The organism is Pontibacillus litoralis JSM 072002, from assembly GCF_000775615.1.
Classification (GTDB): domain Bacteria; phylum Bacillota; class Bacilli; order Bacillales; family BH030062; genus Pontibacillus; species Pontibacillus litoralis.
On record NZ_AVPG01000008.1, the window covers coordinates 74,453 to 92,370 of the forward strand.

Genomic DNA, 17,918 nt, shown 5'->3' on the forward strand with positions numbered 1-17,918 from the left:
CACTAAGCTTTGTTACCATCATCCGTTTGGTTGTTTGTTTGCGGCTTAGCTTGATTCCTTTGACTTTGGACGTTCGGGTTCTGCTTGTTGTTTAGCCGATTTTGAGCATTCACTTTCTGGCCATTGTTCGCTCTGTTTGGGCCGTTGTTATTCTTTCCGTTTTGACCGTTATTTATATTTCTTAAGTTCCGTTGTTTACCTTGTTTTTGTACCCCTAAAGATTCTCGATACTTTTCCACTGCTTCTTCAGCCGGACCATCAAATTTCACTTGACCTTGTTCCATCCAAATGCCGCGAGTACATACTTTCTCTACGAATTGCATACTGTGCGTTACGATAATAACGGCTTTGGCCCGTTCCATCATTTCTTGAATACGTTCGCTTGCTTTTTGTTGGAACGCCATGTCACCTGTGGATAATGCTTCATCAATAATGAATATATCCGGCTTCAGTATAGCGGCGATACTAAAACCTAAACGCGCTTTCATTCCACTAGAGTACTCTTTCACCGGCTTATGAATAGCTTGCTTCAAACCAGAAAACTCCACGATCTCATCATAGTTTTCTTCTACTCGTTTCTTAGAAATACCGAGCAACATCGCATTCAGATAAATATTGTCGGTTCCTGTTAATTGAGCATTAAAGCCTGTGCCATATCCTAATAAAGAGGACGTCTCTCCATTTAATTCTAAGTTACCGGTGTCAGGGGCCAAGATTTTCGTCAGTACTTTACATAATGTGCTTTTACCAGCTCCATTATGCCCGATTATACCAACTACTTCTCCTTCTTTAATGTTAAAGCTAACATCCTTCAAAGCCCAAAATTTGCCTGAGTTTAATTGGAAAGAAACCCCAACATTCTCAGCTTTTATAATATCTTTATCGACGACGGTTGTATCGGTTTTCTCTACTTGTAAGCTCGGCTTTGGCTTTCTTCTTGGCATTACAGGAACGGTTGCACGATACTTCTGTACGACCTCTTTCGGATCTCCAATAGCTTCTATCACCCCGCCGTTTATCCACATTAAACGATCGCAATTGCGCTGCGCATACGGCAAGCTGTGGGTAACGATAATAACCATTTTGGCTTTCTTAACAAGTTCTTTCATCTTCAATGATGCTTTGCGGCTAAACTTGGCGTCACCTGTATTCAGCGCCTCATCTAAAATTAGGATTTCCGGTTCTAGGTGGGCTGCGACACTAAAGCCGAGTCTCGCCTTCATGCCACTAGAATAATATTTCATCGGCTGATCAATGAAATCGCCTAAATCAGAGAATTCATGAATGTCATCAATATAACGTTCAATAACATCTTTGTTAATTCCAAGCATCATTCCATTTAGAAAAACGTTCTCTCTTCCCGTTAACTCTTTATTAAAGCCCATTCCAAATGAAAATAAAGCTGTTACCTTTCCATCAACATCGATGAAGCCTTTATCTTCTTTAAGAATGCCAGTAATAATTTTACTTAATGTCGTTTTCCCCGCGCCATTTGAACCGATAATGCCTAATATTTCACCTTCATAGCCTGTGAAATCAATATCCGTTAATGGCCATTTCTTTTCTTTCTTCTTTTTATTCTTTTTATTTTTAAACAAATTAATTAACTTTGATTTATAGTCATCATTGTTTCGTTCTTCAAAAGCAACACCTATGCCTTCTGCTTGTACAACAGGAACAGCTGATTCATTCGATTGTTGCTCATTTTTCTCATTATGTTCATTTGTCATGTTCATTACCCTCTTTTATACAGAATAATGATTTCATTGCCTCTATATAAAGTAGACGATGAAATCATTAACTTTTTTTAAATCGTAAAGGAGGTTGCCTCTTATAAAGCTTTAATTATTTTGTGTTCATGCTTGCTGTAGTAATAAAGCATGTACACCAATACGGCACTTGAGATGACTAAAATAACGGTAAGACCAAAGAAATCAGGACTACTGTTAAACATTAGTATATCTCTAAAGGAAGTAATAATAATTGCTATTGGGTTCGCTTCTGTAATCCATGTATACTCCGGTCCTAGACGAGCTAAACGAGACTCTTCCCAAATAATCGGAGATGCATAGAAGAAAATACGGATAATGTGAGAAATAATGTTCTCAATATCCCGAACGAATATAGTAATAAACCCAAGTACAAAGCCAATAGCTAACAAAAAGACCAACGTTACCAAAATCAGATATGGTAAGTATACGACTTGCCAACCAGGTGTCACCCCATACGCTATTAAGAAAATAGCAATAACCACTATACCAAACATAAAGTTTACTAGCTGCGTAATCGTAAAGGATAACGGAAATATCGCTTTCGGTAAATACACTTGATTAATGATCGAACTATATCGCAAAATCGACTTCGATGATGCGTTAATAGCAGAACTGATCCAACGCCATACGACAAGACCAATAACGAGAAAGACAGCATAGCTAAATTCCTGTGACTCTCTGCCTAAAATAACGACAACCAAAAAGTAATAAACAAGCACATTTAAAAGTGGATCTAACAACCACCAAAAGTAACCTAAATAACTATTTCTATGTTCTGCTTTTAATCCTGACTTCACCAAATACAATATTAAATCTTTACGCTTACGTATATCTTGAAGATATGTTTTCATATCAGTCACGTTCACACCGCCTAGCTTTTTCATATAAACCAAATTACATTCTATTAAGAGTTTAATCTTCTATATTTCATTAAATCATATACGGACCTAATCGCGTAATGAGAGAAATACCACATACTCTTCCACAAGCTTTGTTGTTCAATCTGTCGAAATACATACCAATTTTGTTTCGCGGCTTTCCACTTATTACTCGAGATTGAATTAGAAACTAACCTGTACTCTGAAAGCACTTCAGGTAATCCATAGGCAAGGAAACCGCGCTTCGTTAAGGTTAGCCAATATACATAATCTTGCCTCGTTCGGATGTTTACCATCTTTATGTCGCCAATTTTATCCCGGTCAATCATTACCGTTAAACACCCGATTACACAACGTTTCATTAAATCATCATATCCAACGCATTGAGGCGCTTTTACGATTGCTTGTGTTCTTGTTCCATCTTGTTGAATACGGACATATTCCGTAAACGAAAACGCAATATCTTTCGTTTGCATAAAGGCGAGTTGTTTTGTTAACTTTTGCGGAATCCATAAATCATCACTATCTAAAAAAGCAATGTAGCGTCCGCGAGCATGATCCATCGCTGTATTTCTCGCTACCGCCGATCCACTATTGTGCTGTAATCGTATTAATTGAATCCGCGGGTCTTGCTCTTGATAGCTTTGTACAATGTCCACGGTTTGATCCATCGAACAGTCATCCACAATGATCATTTCCCAATTTGTATACGTTTGTTTCATAACAGATTCTATCGTTTCTGCTATAAATCGCTCTGCATTATAGGCAGGTGTCACGACAGAAATCAATGGGTTTTCGTTATTCACTATCCAAACATTCCTTCGCGTTGTAGCACACGTTAGTAGACAATCGTTAATTGATTATACCAATCAATTAATTTCTGCTCTTCCGTATGCCAATTTAATTGTTCTAAAACCGCTTTTTTACCATTTTCACCCATTTGTTTCGTCTCTTCTGGGTGATTGCGCAAATAGTCTATGGCTCGCTTTATCTCCTCATCATCATATGGGTCTACTGCTATTCCACATTGATGCTTCTCAACAAAATCCTTCCACACCGGAAAGTTGGAACATATAATAGGAAGTCCGGCGTTCATATATTCAAAGAACTTCGTTAATTCCTTCTTCATATAATGCTCCGTTGGTGGAAATAACGCAACACCAGCTAGCCAATGATGACTAAGGTAACGCGCTTCAATATCTTCCTTCTGAATAAAACGATCAATACCTTCTATATGCAAATGGGCACGCTTGTCTTTAGCGATTTCATACATTTCCTCGGCTAGCTCACTTGGGCATTTGCCGATGAAGTGTACAGACATTTGTTCATCGATTAGCGGAATCTTCGCATGAATTTGTGCTCCTCTTACATACGTTACATTTCCAGTGTACAACAATTTATTCTCTAATGGCTTATCGGTTCGGTTGTGATGTATAAAATGCTCATTAATGGTCGGGTAGTTTAATACACATGTTCCTCGTTTGTAAATATCTTTATAATACTTTTCCGCCAAACAAAGCTCCATATTTCTTGCAAAGACTTTCTCGAGTCCTTTATACAATTTCGCTATTATTTTCTTAACAGGGGCACTCATGTAATTCTTTTGCATAATGCTAGTGATATAATCTTCATGAATATCATAAATGACGACATTATGCTTCTTCTTCAACAACCAACCTACGAATAATAGCTCTGGATCATGAAAGTGATACACATCTGCATTTAACCGCTTCGCTTTTTTATACACATCTATTGGACCAAGTACCATACGCTTTAAACGACTTGTGTATTTCTTAATAGGTACATGGCGAATTGGTTTATCTCCGTCTTGTTTAGTATCTGCTTCTTGTGCAATTAAGGTCACGTCATAGCCTGCGTGGTGTAGTGACATACATTCCTTATGATAAATACGCGGATCATACGGATGGTGTACAGTCGTTAGATGCACTACTTGCTTAGGCGAATTCATGATCCTTCAACTCCTTCATTTAGCTGTCCAACTGTTTGCCTAAATACGTCTTCATACTGTTTCACAATGGTTACAGCGTCAAATTGACTTGCTCTTTTATATCCTTTATTTATTCGCTCTATCTCTTCTTTTTTCGTCATCGACAAATCAGCATACATAAACTCTGCCATTTGTTCAGAGTTTCCTACTTCACATAGTTTGCCGTATTCTCCTCCGCAAAGCACTTCTTCAGCACCTGGTTTACAATGGGTAGAGATGACTGGTGTTCCGGCTGCTAACGCTTCAGCTAACACGTGTCCGAAGCCTTCTCGAATAGAAGAAAGTACGAATAAATCTGCTTGCTGAAAGTACACGTATGGATTCTCTTGAAATCCAATAAAGTGAACATCCTCATGTATATGGAGGTGAAGGGCTAACGCTTTTAACTCTTCTTCCAGCTCTCCCTCACCAAGGATGACTAGCTTGCTATTTATACGGGCGTTCACCTTTGCAAAGGCTTGGAGTAATGTTCGTTGGTCTTTATCCTTTACCAACCTTCCAGCAGTTACAATAACTTTATCATTTCCAGAAAAGATCGACGCATGTTCTTCAGAAATTGTTCCTTGTTCAATACTTTGTTGAATATTACGTAAATCAACCGGATTGTAAATAACTTGAATGTTATCGCGATTCACCTTATATCGCTCAACAAGGTTCTCTTTCACGCCATTCGATAAGGAGATAACCTTACTAGCAAACCGATAGAACAGTCCATAAATGAGAAGCTTGCAATTCATTGAACGAGTTCCACCAAGGAAAGCTGCTTCGCGTACAATATTCTTCGCTTTCGTAAAAGATAATAATCTTGCCAATATTGCAATGATATTGTAGTTAGGAATGGTGCTGAATACAATATCCACACTTTCTTGGCGAATCACTTTGGATAAAGGTATAATAGCGGATCGCAATCGTTGTGTATTCAATTTCACAAATTTCACATCAGGCTCTATATATTGTTCGTAACTCCCATCATAATTAAGGGTAACGAGCACTGGTTCAAATTTTGTACGATCGATATTATTGATAACATTTAACAAGGTCCTAGCAGCACCGCCAGCACCCATCTGATATATAAAAAACAATACTTTTATCTTCTTATCCACACGGTTTCAGCCTTTCCTTATACAAGCAATTCTCTTCTAAATGCAAGCTCGTTACACTGAACGAATTATACCATAGTAAGACAAATTCCCTCAAATTTCTACCTAGATGATTCCCCTAAATTTAAGAATGAAAAAGGGGAGAATAGGAAACTCATCACAAAAAGAAGAAGCCTTCAATCAGACTTCTTCCTCTTATTTATTTACGCTTGTATTGTCGGACGGCCAATCGAATGATATTCCACACCTTGTCCTTTTACCTCATCTACTGTAAAACAATTTCTACCGTCAAAAAGAATAGGATGTGACAAATGCTGCTTGTATTTTTCTAACGGGTAATGTTTAATATCTTCCCACTCCGTTAAAATAACCGCCACGTCTGCCCCTTTTACTGCTTCATCAACGCTAGTGGTAAATTCTATTTCCTCTGAAAGAATGGTTTTGGCATTCACAGTCGCAACAGGATCATACGCTCGTAAGTTGGCGCCTTCTTCTAGTAAACGTTTCGTTATTAGAATGGAAGGTGCCTCGCGCATATCGTCCGTATTCGGCTTAAAAGCAACGCCTAGTATCGCAATCTTCTTCCCTTCTAATGAATCAAAGCGTTCCAGCATTTTATCAACAATTATGCCCTTTTGCCGTTCGTTCGTATAAACGGTATTCTTCAAAATCGGCATGGAATAATTCACCTGTTCCCCGATTGATAATAACGCATTCGTATCCTTCGGAAAACAAGAGCCCCCATAGCCAATACCTGCATTCAGAAACGCACTTCCAATTCGTTTATCCATTCCCATTCCTTTGGCAACGTGTTGAATATTCGCACCTGTCTTCTCCGATAAGTTAGCAATTTCATTAATAAAGCTAATCTTCGTTGCCAAAAAAGCGTTCGATGCATATTTAATCATTTCTGCACTTCGCAAGTCTGTTTGGACGATCGGTAAGTTAAACCCTTCATTAATCTCCGTCAACACACGCATTGCTTCCTCATCGTCAGAACCAATGACTATACGATCGCCATTAAATGTGTCATACACAGCAGAACCTTGACGTAGAAACTCTGGATTCGAAGCAATCTTAATGGTAATATCATGCGTTAACAACGATTCCATGCGCTCTTTAATATATTCATTTGTCCCCATAGGAACCGTACTCTTAGTGACGATAATCGCGTCATGATCTAAATGTTCAGCAATCGACGCCGTAGCTTTGTTAATATACGTTAGATTTGCAGAACCATCCTCTAATTGAGGTGTGTCAACAGCAATATAGATGACGCGTTTATTAGCTAAACCTTCCCGATATTGTGTCGTAAAATCTAAATTACCTCGTTGTATATTCTTTTGCAGCAGTTCTGTTAAGCCTTCTTCATAAATGGGACTTTCCCCACGTTTTAGCATTGCTACCTTCTCTTCATTAATATCTATACAGGTGACCTGGTTGCCAAGGTCTGATAAACAAACACCTGTCACTAAACCAACATACCCAGCACCGATTACCGCAATATCCATCGGTACTCACTCCTTCCTCATTTAACAGGATTAAACTTATATGTTCCTCTTTCATTGTAAATTCCATTCATACCATTGTTAAGTTTACCACATGCATTCAGCGTATCCAATCGAAGTAGTGCTTGTCATAAAACGTTACCTTTTTTGGCACATACTATTTACTATACAAGACAATGATATTAAGGTTATGATGTTATATATAAATCTAACTAGAAAAAGGAAGGCTAACTACTATGAGCTTGTTTGAAAATATTCGTTCAAGAAAAGACAAACTATCTGTTATTGGACTTGGCTATGTCGGTCTACCTATCGCTGTTGAGTTCGCTAAAAAATATGATGTTATTGGCTTTGATGTAAACGAAGAGAAATTAAAGCAATATTTAAACGGTGTTGACGTTACAGAAGAAGTTGGTGATGAAGCCGTTCAAAATACGACGATGACATTTACAAATGATCCTGATTTCCTGAAAGAATGCAAATTTCACGTCATTGCTGTTCCAACACCAATTAATACGGATAAAACACCGAACCTTAACCCTGTGATTAAGGCGAGTGAAACAATTGGTAAAATCCTCACAAAAGGCTCTATCGTTGTTTATGAATCTACTGTTTACCCAGGCACAACAGAAGAAATTTGTATTCCTATATTAGAGAAAGAATCCGGCTTAACCTTTGGGGAAGACTTTAAAGTAGGCTATTCTCCTGAGCGCATTAATCCAGGAGATAAAGTAAATACCCTTACGAAGATTACAAAGATTGTTTCTGGTTCTGATGAAGAAGCATTAAGAGAGATTTCAGATGTATACGGATCAATTATTGAAGCTGGTATTCATGAAGCAGAATCGATTAAAGTTGCTGAAGCTGCCAAAGTAATCGAGAATTCTCAACGCGATATTAACATCGCCTTTATGAACGAATTGTCCATGGTATTCAACAAGATGGACATCAATACAAATGCTGTACTAGAAGCAGCAGGAACTAAATGGAACTTCTTGAAATTTACACCAGGATTGGTTGGCGGTCATTGTATCGGCGTCGATCCTTACTATTTCACATATAAAGCAGAACAATTAGGCTACCACTCTCAAATCATCTTATCTGGTAGAAAAATTAACGATGATATGGGCAAATACATTGCAAGTAACATTATTAAACAAATGATTAAAGCGAAACAAGATATTAATGGTGCTCGGATCGCTGTGATGGGTCTTACGTTCAAAGAAAATGTCGCTGACGTACGTAACACGAAAGTCATTGATATTATTCATGAGCTACAAGAATACGATGTAGAAGTACTGGTTCACGACCCTGTTGCCGAGAAAGATGCTGTTCAACGCGAGTTTGGTATTCGTTTAGTAGAGAAAGAAGAAATGCACGACTTAGATGCCGTTGTTATGGCTGTACCGCATAATGAATTTAAAGAAACCTATACACCTGAACGTTTAAAAGGTCTATATAAAAATGAACAACGCGTTTTAGTCGATGTAAAAAGCATCTTTTCCCAGAAAGAATGCGAAGCAGAAGGTTATCAATATTGGAGCCTATAAACGAAAAAACGACAGTTCTCTGATAGGAACTGCCAAAGCAAGAGGAAATGAAAAAAAACACTTCCAAATGTCGCTTGTCATTACATGCGACGTTAGAAGTGTTTTTTTTTCTTGTTTCATACAGCTCATTTATTATCGTTTTAGCTTTTTGGATAGATAAAGCTATTTTTTTGTTATCATTCCACTATTCACTAATCATTTTTCAATTTAATTTCTTTCATACCTAAGATTAAATAGTTTAGCCTTTCTGTCGATATACGCTTCATATCCGTTTGTTTCACTAAATAGAAAATGACTCCTACTGCAATCCATGCTACTAATGCTATTCTTGATTGGACACCTAGGTAAGCTGGTGAACCTGGGAACAGCAATAGGGCTAAAAATGTTAAACTTGCAATCATACCTACAAGAGCAATCATTTTCTTAAATGGTGAGACGATATTCATATCTTGATTAAATGACTCATCTCGCTTCACCTTGAACAATTTAAACGCTGTAAAGCACGTATAGAAATAAGCAATCGTTACCCCAATAGATGACATATCTACGACCCATAACAACGCTTCACGCCCAAACCACGGCGCTAACATAGCAATAACAACTGTAAAGATAATACTTAAATAAGGCGTTTTATATTTCGGATGTAACTTAGAGAAAGCTTCTGGCAAAATTTTCGCACGTGACATGGCGAACAGCAAACGGCTCGTTGAAATGATAAAACCATTTAAACCTGTAAATATCCCCATCGTCAGTGCCGTCACTAATACAACTAATCCAGCTGTACCTAATAACCCCTCAATAGCTGCTGCTGTTCCCCATAAATGGCTCTCGTCAACTAAACCTTGCCAAGGAGAAACCATCGCAGTAGCAATAATCATTAAGCTATATAGTAAAGCAGCAAACAATATCGCTAAAATAATCAAACTAAATGCCTTCTTAGAAGAAAAGTTAAATTCTTCTGCAGCTTGTGGAATATTGTCAAATCCAACATAAGCCCACGGCGCAATTGCTACAATTGATATAATAGCAGCTAACGCAGTTGTATCTGCTGGGAAATATGGCTGTATGTTCGCTAATTCAGTCGAAGGTTGTACACCGACCATAACCGTAATGACAACTACACCGATTACCATAATAGAACAGAAAATGAATTGCATGCGACCAGATAAACCAGTTCCTCTCATATTTAAGAAACCAAAAACACCTAGCATAACAGAAGCAATGACGATCTCCGTTAAATAAACATCCCAGCCTGCCACTTGATATAGCGGTATATTCTCAATTAATACAGGAAAAATAAATTTAAGCATAAGTACGAATGCAGAAGCATTTAAAGCAACAATACATATGTACCCTAAAGCTAAAAACCACCCACATATAAAGGCGTGTGTACGGCCTAAACTAATATATGCGTAAGCAAATTCACCACCAGATACAGGGAAGCTCTTAATTAATACACCGTAACTTACTGCGATAAGCATCATTAACAAGGCACCGATAGCAAAGCCAATGATGACACCTAAAGGACCTGCTGTTGCCATCCAATTCGTCGGTTGTACAAAAGCGCCCCAACCAATCGAAGACCCTAGTGCAATCGCCCATACCCAGTGTGGCTTTAACGTTTTCTTTAATGTTGTTCTTTCTTCCATAAGAAACTCCTTCGTAAAAAAACAGATTACGTCTATAATACTGAACATAAAGCGTGGAATGCAATGAGGTCATAACGTCCGTACCAGTTAAACTAAAGCCTTTAGACAACTAGTTACGTCCTTACGTTTTTCGAGAAAGTTTAATTTTGAAGGAATACATATCCGATCTATAATAAGCATTCTCAAATTCAACAAAGCTGCCATCAATGTCGGTTATCTTTCTCTCCGCATTTAAGACACTTGTCATCGGCTCTACACCAAGTAAATTGGCATCTTCCTTTGACAACTGAATTGCCTTAATAATTTGCTCAGCTTCCAACGTTTTTACTCCTAATTCCCTATTTAACAAATCATAAAACGCTTCTTTATTTAAATCATATTGCATCAGCTGTTCCCCTAAAGCAACAGGATAATAATGCCGCTCAATCCCGATAGGAATGTTGTTCGCATAACGAATTCGCGCGAAATGATAAGCTTCACGTAAACCTGTCACCTTTTGCAAAAAGTCATCTAATGGAATAATTTTCGATTCGACCATTTTCGTACCTGGAGTCATCCCCATACGTTCTATAGTCTCTGATGTGCTACTTAAATTTCCTAACCAATCGTTAATCGGCTTTAGCGCTACAAATGTTCCCTTCCCCGGCTTTTTTACAAGCACTCCTTCTCTTACTAATTGAGCAACAGCTTCTCTTACTGTGCTCCGACTAACGTAATATTCGTCCATTAACTCCCGCTCGCTCGGAATTTTATCTACATATTTACCACTATATATATGACCTTCGATTCGCTCTTTCAATTGAAGATGTAATGGTACTGAATTCGTATAATTTAACGGCATGCTCTATTCACCTCTTGTGAGCATTATATCATTATCATTATTGTGGTTGCTTCTCTTACCTTCAAAAAAATAAGTTTACCTCTAGCATTAAATCCCATTATATGTTACAGTGTTACACAAATAGGAAGTCCACTAGGGGCGCTTCGTTTAAGAGGCTGAGATAAAGCGTTTGCTTTGGTCCCTTTGAACCTGATCTGGCTAATACCAGCGAAGGGAAGTGGAGTCGGTTGGATGGACGAATTTTATGTTCCATAGTTAAGAAGGGATTCTTCTGTATACCAAACCGCTCCAGTTCGGAGTGGTTTTTTTTATGGGGATTCTTGTCTAAGCCAATCACCCTCCTCCCACCCCGCTAGTGCTTCCAAATTTATTATTCTAGGAGGCTATTTAAGTGACATTCACCGAACAACTTCGCCAAGAGGCGGACCCAATTTTTGAAGCCATTATAGAGCATCCGTTTGTAAGAGGGATTGCTGCTGGAAATGTACCGAAAGAAGCTGTCAAACATTACGTTAAAGCAGACTTTGAGTACTTAAATGCTTTTATGCATGTCTATGGAATCGCTATCTCTAAATGTCACGACAGAAAGGATATGGCGTTCTTCTCAGAGCAAATTAACTTTGTTATCAACAGTGAAACGCACCCTCACCACAATCTATGTAACTATATCGGCATTCCTTATGAAGCGTTACAAGGCTACCCGCTTCCACCTAGTGCAGATCACTATATTAAACATATGAAACATTATGCGCATGAAGGAAGTTTAGGCGAAATTCTCGCTGCCTTATTACCATGTCCGTGGACGTACCTTGAAATTGGGAATCGACTAATGGACGAAGTTAAGCCTGATGAGAACCACCCATTATATGAGTGGATTCATTTCTATGCAGATGGGGAAATGGAGAATACGACAATGAAATTACGCCGGCACCTCGACAGCTGGGCTGAAGGAGCGAGCGAACGAGAAAAGAAGGCAATGACTGATGCATTTATAAAGAGTTGTCAGTTAGAATGGGGCTTCTGGGAGATGTCATATAATGTAGAAACTTGGGATTTAAACCCGAAGCACGCCACCTCAACATCACTTTAAATTTTTATCCACAATGATAGAGAAGGAGCATCTGAAATGAACGTGAAAGGTGAATTATTAACAACTTTACGAAAAAAGAATCCACTTATCCACAACTTAACAAATGAAGTCGTTACGAATTTTACTGCCAATGGATTATATGCGTTAGGCGCTTCTCCTGTTATGAGTAAAGCCCCGGAAGAAGCAGCTGAAATGGCATCTATAGCAGATGGTGTGCTAATTAATATCGGTACGTTAACTGCTAATGAGGTAAAAGCCATGAAGGCGGCAGGAAAGAAAGCAAATGAATTAAATATTCCTGTCGTACTTGATCCAGTTGGCGTCGCCGCTACCCCATATCGAAAACAGGTTTGTATGGAGCTGTTAAAAGATATACACTTCACTGCCATTCGAGGCAATGCAGGTGAGATTGCGACGTTAATCGACCAACCATGGGAAGCACGTGGCGTTGATTCATCTGATGATGGTGATGTCGTAGCACTTGCCCAAACTGCAACGAAACAATTAAATACACTCATACTGTTAACAGGGAAAATGGACGTGATTGCCTATAAAGAAGAAACCATCGTTTGTCATAATGGCTCTCCTATGCTTGCAACCATTACGGGATCTGGCTGTTTGCTCGGTTCCGTATTGACTGCCTTTTTAACGTTGGAAGGAGAGGTTGTGGATAAAGCTACTGCCGCTATTACAACGTACACAATAGCAAGTGAACAAGCTGTGGACAAAGCAGAAGGACCAGGCTCTTTCCACGTTTATTTTCTAGATGCTTTAGCTGCTGTGGATGAGCAGCAAATTCATCAGCATGCACGTGTTGAACAAGGAGCGAAAGTACGATGAGTGAAATGAAACAGATTCTACCATTATATTTCATCATGGGAAGTCAAGATTGTAAGTTAGATCCCGCCTTTACATTAACGGAAGCAATAAAAGGTGGCATCACTTGCTTTCAATTCCGCGAAAAAGGACCAGGCTCACTACAAGGAACGGAGAAAGTAGCATTAGGGAGAAAGCTACAAAGAATATGTCGAGAAAGTAATATTCCCTTTATCGTTAATGATGACATAGAACTGGCTAATACATTACAGGCAGATGGCATTCACGTCGGCCAAGATGATATGCCTATTGAGGAAGTTGTGCATAAGTTTGTGGGGAACATCATTGGTCTATCCGTTCATACTGTCGAGGAAGCCAAACAAGCTGCCACGCATAATATTGACTACATTGGAGTTGGTCCTATTTTCCCAACTGGTACGAAAAAGGACGCTAAGAAACCAGTTGGCGCATCACATATTCACACCATACGGGATGCTGGTATTTCAACTCCTATCGTGGGAATTGGTGGGATTACAAAGCAAAATGCGCATCATGTTATTCAAGCCGGTGCAGAGGGAATCTCCCTTATATCAGCCATTAGCATGAGTGATTACCCACAACTAGCTGCTAAACAATTAAAAGCCATTTTAACACTGGCATGAGGAGAGGTTGACTCTTCGCCAAATGAACGTTGCCCGCTATATGTTGAAACGGTCGGAAAAGCTATGTATAAGACGCTTTCCCGACCGTTTTTATTTGTTCGCAGCAAGTCGGTGATAAATGATATTGAGTTCAGCTCCTATTACGAAAATTAAACCAATGAGGAAGAACCATACCATTAATATAATTACCCCTCCTAAGCTTCCGTAAGTAGCCGAGTAATTACCGAAATTACTAATATAATAAGAGAACCCTAACGAAATCAAGAGCCATAGCACGGTTGCAACACAAGCTCCAGGGAATATATGTTTATATGGCAATCGTTTATTCGGTGCAAAGCGATAGAGCAAAATTAATATCGTGCTCATGACGACGAAACTAATTCCCCATCTTGCGAAACTCAGCCCACCCATAACAGAGTCGGGAATCGAAATAATACGATTGATCAATTGAATAATCACCTCGCCAAAAACAGGAAGAAGTAGCGCCACTCCTAATGCAACAATCATCCCTAATGTTAACAAAACCGATAAAGCTTTTACTTTGACAAATGAACGTGTTTCTTCGACATTGTATGCTTCATTGGCCGCTTTTATAAACGCTGTCATGCCGCTTGATGCAGTCCAAATAGTACCGATAATACCAAACGTTAATAATCCTTCTTTAGGTACAGATACTAAATCAACAATCGTTTCTTCAAATACTGCTCCTGTTTCACCAGGAATTGAGTTCGTTATCATTTGTACCGCACGATCCGGATCAATATTGAAATAAGGTACGATAGCTAATACTAGAATGAGTAATGGTACAATAGATAATAAATAATAATAAGCTTGAGCCGCTGCAAGAATAGGTACATTGTCTTTCTGAAACTCTTTAATCAATTCCTTTGCAAAATACAGGGCCGTTTGCATCTTGTTCACCTCCGTAATATGTTACTTTACCTTTATCCACATGTATATATAAGCTTATTCTTCTTAACAATTACGAAAGATTCCGTTTCCTCGCTATCATTAGTTGTTTATTTTGTTATATAATAGGGAACAAAGAGGGATATATCTACTGCTGGCTTTTTTCATCCACTATTTATCTACTTTAACACTCCATATTATAGAAAAGGAGGGACAAGTTTGTGGAATTGATTTACATTAGCGCACTCATCATTGCTATCGCTTTTGCCATACTAACGTTATACGTTGTCAAAACACTTCAACATGTCACTCATACGATTACTGGCTTGGATAACACGTTAGCAGATGTCGTGCAAAAAACAGATCGAATCACTAAGGAAACAGAACAACTTATTCACCAATCTAGTAAACTTACAGATGATGTTCAACACAAGGTTCAAGCGACGAACAGCTTATTCGAATCGCTTGAAGATGTCGGAAAAGCAACCGAGAACATTCACCAATCGCTACAAACGACGAAAACTACATACGACACAAGCGCTAAAGAAAACACGGATACACTTGCTACATATATTCGTTGGGGTGAAACAGCCTTAACATTATATCGATCACTTAAGAAAAAATAATTTACGGATGGAGAGATAGACAATGACGTTATTAGGTATTGGTGTACTGATTATTGGAATTGCATTCTTTATTCTAGTCATTTACCTTTCTAAAACACTTAACCAATTAGCGAATGTGCTAGATGGTGTGCATAAGACGGTTGATCAGTTACCTGAACAGCTAGACAGCGTGATGAAAGAAACGGGACAATTGTTAAACAAAAGCAATGATACACTTGAAGATGTAAACACGAAATTAGCTGCATTAAGCCCACTGTTTTATATTGTTGGGGATATTGGGGAGTCTTCTCGAAAACTATCCTCATCACTTGTTCATGTAACAGAATCTATGAAACAAAGCACTAAAGAAGGAAAAGACGTTGCAAATAATCATAATTTAAATGGTCTATACGGCGCTATCGCACTTGGATATTATATTATGCAAAAACGCAACATCCTAAAAAAATCCGCTGATGAAGCAGCTGAAGCATTTCACGAAAATGCTTAAAAGGAAGGTTGGCCCCTTTTCTCAAGGTGGCCACCTTTTTTTATTCCACGCCCTCTATAATGGTCGACAGCTCTTCCCATCGCTCCATTAAGTGTTCTAGTTTCTCTTCTAACACTTGTTGCTCTTCTAACAACTGCTGAGCCTTTATGGCATCACTACCAGTTTGCGTCATTTCTTCTTGCACTTCTTCTAATCGTATTTCTAATTCCTCGATTCGATCCTCGATTGTGTTCCATTCTTGTTGCTCATGATAAGATAATTTCTTTCGCTTTTGCTTTTTATGTGGTGATGTTTTCTTTTCTTCCTTTGCTTGTTGTCGTTCTAACGCTAATGCTGCCCCTTCTTCTTCCTTGCGAACATCTAAGTATTCTGTATAATTGCCTTGAAAACGTCGAATCTGCCCATTTCCTTCAAATGCGATTAAATGATCAACGACACGATCTAAGAAATAGCGATCATGAGATACCGTGATGACTACACCAGGAAAATGCTCTAAATATTCCTCTAAAATGGATAATGTTTGTATATCTAAGTCATTGGTAGGCTCATCAAGGAACAACACATTCGGTTCCTGCATTAACACACGTAATAAATATAGTCTGCGCCTTTCTCCTCCAGATAATCGATAAATGTAGCTCCACTGCATGTAGCGTGAGAACATGAACCGTTCTAGCATTTGTTCTGCTGTAATAACATCTCCATTTGGCGTATAAATGACTTCTGCTTCTTCTTTGATATACTCAATTACGCGTAAGGATTCATCCATTTCTTGATGATCTTGCGTGTAGTAACCTACCTTCACTGTTTGTCCTGTCACAACTTCCCCTTCATCATATTCAATACGACCAGCCATTATGTTGAGTAGTGTGGACTTCCCACTTCCGTTTGCTCCTATGATGCCGAGTCGTTCTCCTGGGACAACCAAATAGTTAAAGTCGTTAATAACGCACACCTTATCAAATGATTTAGATACACCCTTCACTTCTAATACGTCATTCCCTAACCGTTTCGACCCAATTGCTATTTCTAATTGCTCACTACTTGTTTCTGGTGCATCATCCATCAAGGCATGCGCCCGTTCTTTACGCGCCTTTTGCTTCGTTCCTCTTGCTTTAGGTCCTCTTCTTAACCAAGCAAGTTCACGTCGTAACAAGTTTTGCCGCTTCTCTTCAGATTGACGTTCTTGCTCCTCTCGTTCGGCTTTTTTCTCAAGAAACGTCTCATAGTTACCTTGGTAAATGTACAAGTTTCCTTTGTCTAATTCATAAATCCGATTCGTCACCCGATTTAAGAAATATCGATCGTGCGTAACGACGATTAAAGAACCTTGATACGTGTTTAAAAACGACTCCAACCACTCAATCGTTTCATTGTCCAAATGGTTCGTTGGTTCATCTAATAGAAGAAGATCGGCAGGCTGAATTAATGCCTTCGCAATAGCTACTCGTTTCTTTTGTCCACCTGAAAGTTCGATGATTTTCTTATCAAATTCCGTAATACCAAGCTTTGTTAAAACTGTTTTGGCAACGGCATTCGCCTCCCATGCATCTAATTCATCCATGTGTTGCTGCGCCTTAAAAAGCTGCCCTTGCATCTTTTCATTCATTGGATCTTGCTCAAGCTGTTGAATCGCCTTCTCATATTGACGCATCGCTTTCATAATTACGGAATCCCCATAATAAATTTGCTCCAAAACATTTAAAGCAGGATCTAATTTAGGCTCCTGCGGCAAATATTCAAGATGAAAATCATTAGCATGAATGATCTTCCCTTTTTCTGCAGAATCCATCCCTGCTAAAACGTTTAGTAAAGTCGATTTCCCTGTACCATTTACCCCAATTAAACCGATGCGTTCTAGCGGTTCAATCGTAAAGGTAATGTCTCGAAATAATTCTTTATCTCCATACGTTTTGTATACATTCTCAACGGATAATATACTCATTAATCGTAACCGCCCTTTTCATCCATATCACATTTGTTTTACAACAATTTACACATCTTTACACAATCTTAACTAATATC

At 38.6% G+C, this 17,918-nt stretch carries 16 protein-coding genes and 1 riboswitch; of the genes, 6 read left to right on the forward strand and 10 right to left on the reverse strand.

Annotated elements, in window-relative coordinates:
- Positions 1 to 2: 2 nt before the first annotated feature.
- The 6 genes from N784_RS07165 to N784_RS07190 all read right to left on the reverse strand — a co-directional run bounded on the left by N784_RS07165 (position 3) and on the right by N784_RS07190 (position 7,269).
- The gene (locus N784_RS07165; protein WP_084600172.1) at positions 3 to 1,730 is read right to left on the reverse strand and encodes an ABC transporter ATP-binding protein; all 1,728 of its coding nucleotides are present in this window, start codon (positions 1,728 to 1,730) and stop codon (positions 3 to 5) included.
- 101 nt (positions 1,731 to 1,831) lie between these two features.
- Positions 1,832 to 2,623, reverse strand: a complete 792-nt coding sequence (locus tag N784_RS07170; RefSeq protein WP_036833761.1) for an ABC transporter permease — start codon at positions 2,621 to 2,623, stop codon at positions 1,832 to 1,834.
- A gap of 53 nt (positions 2,624 to 2,676) precedes the next feature.
- Positions 2,677 to 3,456: a glycosyltransferase family 2 protein gene (locus N784_RS07175; RefSeq protein WP_036833698.1), complete on the reverse strand. Its 780-nt coding sequence runs from the start codon at positions 3,454 to 3,456 to the stop codon at positions 2,677 to 2,679.
- A gap of 32 nt (positions 3,457 to 3,488) precedes the next feature.
- Positions 3,489 to 4,619 (reverse strand): glycosyltransferase, encoded by a 1,131-nt coding sequence (locus N784_RS07180; RefSeq protein WP_036833700.1) that lies wholly within the window; start codon positions 4,617 to 4,619, stop codon positions 3,489 to 3,491.
- On the reverse strand, positions 4,616 to 5,722 hold the full coding sequence (locus N784_RS07185; RefSeq protein ID WP_052127189.1) for a glycosyltransferase: 1,107 nt from the start codon (positions 5,720 to 5,722) through the stop codon (positions 4,616 to 4,618). The genes N784_RS07180 and N784_RS07185 overlap by 4 nt, the downstream gene beginning before the upstream one ends.
- Before the next feature lie 239 nt (positions 5,723 to 5,961).
- Positions 5,962 to 7,269: a UDP-glucose dehydrogenase family protein gene (locus N784_RS07190; RefSeq protein ID WP_036833706.1), complete on the reverse strand. Its 1,308-nt coding sequence runs from the start codon at positions 7,267 to 7,269 to the stop codon at positions 5,962 to 5,964.
- Between the two features lie 233 nt (positions 7,270 to 7,502).
- Between N784_RS07190 and N784_RS07195 the strand changes: the two genes are divergently transcribed.
- Positions 7,503 to 8,816: a nucleotide sugar dehydrogenase gene (locus tag N784_RS07195; protein ID WP_036833708.1), complete on the forward strand. Its 1,314-nt coding sequence runs from the start codon at positions 7,503 to 7,505 to the stop codon at positions 8,814 to 8,816.
- A 191-nt stretch (positions 8,817 to 9,007) separates the two neighbouring features.
- On the opposite strand, the gene N784_RS07200 is transcribed toward N784_RS07195, so the two are convergent.
- Together N784_RS07200 and N784_RS07205 are read right to left on the reverse strand one after the other, a co-directional pair.
- Positions 9,008 to 10,465 (reverse strand): APC family permease, encoded by a 1,458-nt coding sequence (locus N784_RS07200; protein ID WP_036833709.1) that lies wholly within the window; start codon positions 10,463 to 10,465, stop codon positions 9,008 to 9,010.
- Positions 10,466 to 10,586: 121 nt separating this feature from the next.
- Complete coding sequence (locus N784_RS07205) at positions 10,587 to 11,306, reverse strand: GntR family transcriptional regulator (RefSeq protein ID WP_036833710.1); 720 nt, start codon at positions 11,304 to 11,306, stop codon at positions 10,587 to 10,589.
- A gap of 124 nt (positions 11,307 to 11,430) precedes the next feature.
- A riboswitch (TPP riboswitch) is annotated at positions 11,431 to 11,539 on the forward strand.
- Between the two features lie 158 nt (positions 11,540 to 11,697).
- On the opposite strand from N784_RS07205, the gene tenA reads away from it, so the two are divergent.
- From tenA to thiE, 3 genes are read left to right on the forward strand one after another with little or no spacing between them, the layout of a single operon-like run.
- A complete protein-coding gene (gene tenA / locus N784_RS07215) occupies positions 11,698 to 12,396 on the forward strand; it encodes a thiaminase II (RefSeq protein WP_036833712.1) in 699 nt (232 codons plus the stop codon).
- Positions 12,397 to 12,432: 36 nt separating this feature from the next.
- Positions 12,433 to 13,236: a hydroxyethylthiazole kinase gene (thiM, locus tag N784_RS07220; protein ID WP_036833713.1), complete on the forward strand. Its 804-nt coding sequence runs from the start codon at positions 12,433 to 12,435 to the stop codon at positions 13,234 to 13,236.
- A complete protein-coding gene (gene thiE, locus N784_RS07225) occupies positions 13,233 to 13,874 on the forward strand; it encodes a thiamine phosphate synthase (RefSeq protein ID WP_036833714.1) in 642 nt (213 codons plus the stop codon). The genes thiM and thiE overlap by 4 nt, the downstream gene beginning before the upstream one ends.
- A 90-nt stretch (positions 13,875 to 13,964) precedes the next feature.
- Here thiE and N784_RS07230 read toward each other — a convergent pair whose 3' ends face one another.
- Complete coding sequence (locus N784_RS07230; RefSeq protein WP_036833717.1) at positions 13,965 to 14,786, reverse strand: YihY/virulence factor BrkB family protein; 822 nt, start codon at positions 14,784 to 14,786, stop codon at positions 13,965 to 13,967.
- 218 nt (positions 14,787 to 15,004) lie between these two features.
- Between N784_RS07230 and N784_RS07235 the strand changes: the two genes are divergently transcribed.
- Entirely contained in the window at positions 15,005 to 15,409 is a 405-nt protein-coding gene (locus N784_RS07235; protein ID WP_036833719.1) for a DUF948 domain-containing protein, read from the forward strand.
- Positions 15,410 to 15,431: 22 nt separating this feature from the next.
- Positions 15,432 to 15,896 (forward strand): DUF948 domain-containing protein, encoded by a 465-nt coding sequence (locus N784_RS07240; protein WP_036833720.1) that lies wholly within the window; start codon positions 15,432 to 15,434, stop codon positions 15,894 to 15,896.
- A gap of 40 nt (positions 15,897 to 15,936) precedes the next feature.
- Here N784_RS07240 and N784_RS07245 read toward each other — a convergent pair whose 3' ends face one another.
- Positions 15,937 to 17,838, reverse strand: a complete 1,902-nt coding sequence (locus N784_RS07245) for an ABC-F family ATP-binding cassette domain-containing protein (protein WP_036833721.1) — start codon at positions 17,836 to 17,838, stop codon at positions 15,937 to 15,939.
- Positions 17,839 to 17,918 lie beyond the last annotated feature (80 nt).

Coding starts and splice junctions, on each gene's coding strand:
- N784_RS07165 (WP_084600172.1), bottom strand. CDS start 1,730: ATGACAAATGAACATAATGAGAAAAATGAGCAACAATCGAATGAATCA.
- N784_RS07170 (WP_036833761.1), bottom strand. CDS start 2,623: ATGAAAACATATCTTCAAGATATACGTAAGCGTAAAGATTTAATATTG.
- N784_RS07180 (WP_036833700.1), bottom strand. CDS start 4,619: ATGAATTCGCCTAAGCAAGTAGTGCATCTAACGACTGTACACCATCCG.
- N784_RS07185 (WP_052127189.1), bottom strand. CDS start 5,722: ATGGGTGCTGGCGGTGCTGCTAGGACCTTGTTAAATGTTATCAATAAT.
- N784_RS07190 (WP_036833706.1), bottom strand. CDS start 7,269: ATGGATATTGCGGTAATCGGTGCTGGGTATGTTGGTTTAGTGACAGGT.
- N784_RS07195 (WP_036833708.1), top strand. CDS start 7,503: ATGAGCTTGTTTGAAAATATTCGTTCAAGAAAAGACAAACTATCTGTT.
- N784_RS07200 (WP_036833709.1), bottom strand. CDS start 10,465: ATGGAAGAAAGAACAACATTAAAGAAAACGTTAAAGCCACACTGGGTA.
- N784_RS07205 (WP_036833710.1), bottom strand. CDS start 11,306: ATGCCGTTAAATTATACGAATTCAGTACCATTACATCTTCAATTGAAA.
- thiM (WP_036833713.1), top strand. CDS start 12,433: ATGAACGTGAAAGGTGAATTATTAACAACTTTACGAAAAAAGAATCCA.
- thiE (WP_036833714.1), top strand. CDS start 13,233: ATGAGTGAAATGAAACAGATTCTACCATTATATTTCATCATGGGAAGT.
- N784_RS07230 (WP_036833717.1), bottom strand. CDS start 14,786: ATGCAAACGGCCCTGTATTTTGCAAAGGAATTGATTAAAGAGTTTCAG.
- N784_RS07240 (WP_036833720.1), top strand. CDS start 15,432: ATGACGTTATTAGGTATTGGTGTACTGATTATTGGAATTGCATTCTTT.
- N784_RS07245 (WP_036833721.1), bottom strand. CDS start 17,838: ATGAGTATATTATCCGTTGAGAATGTATACAAAACGTATGGAGATAAA.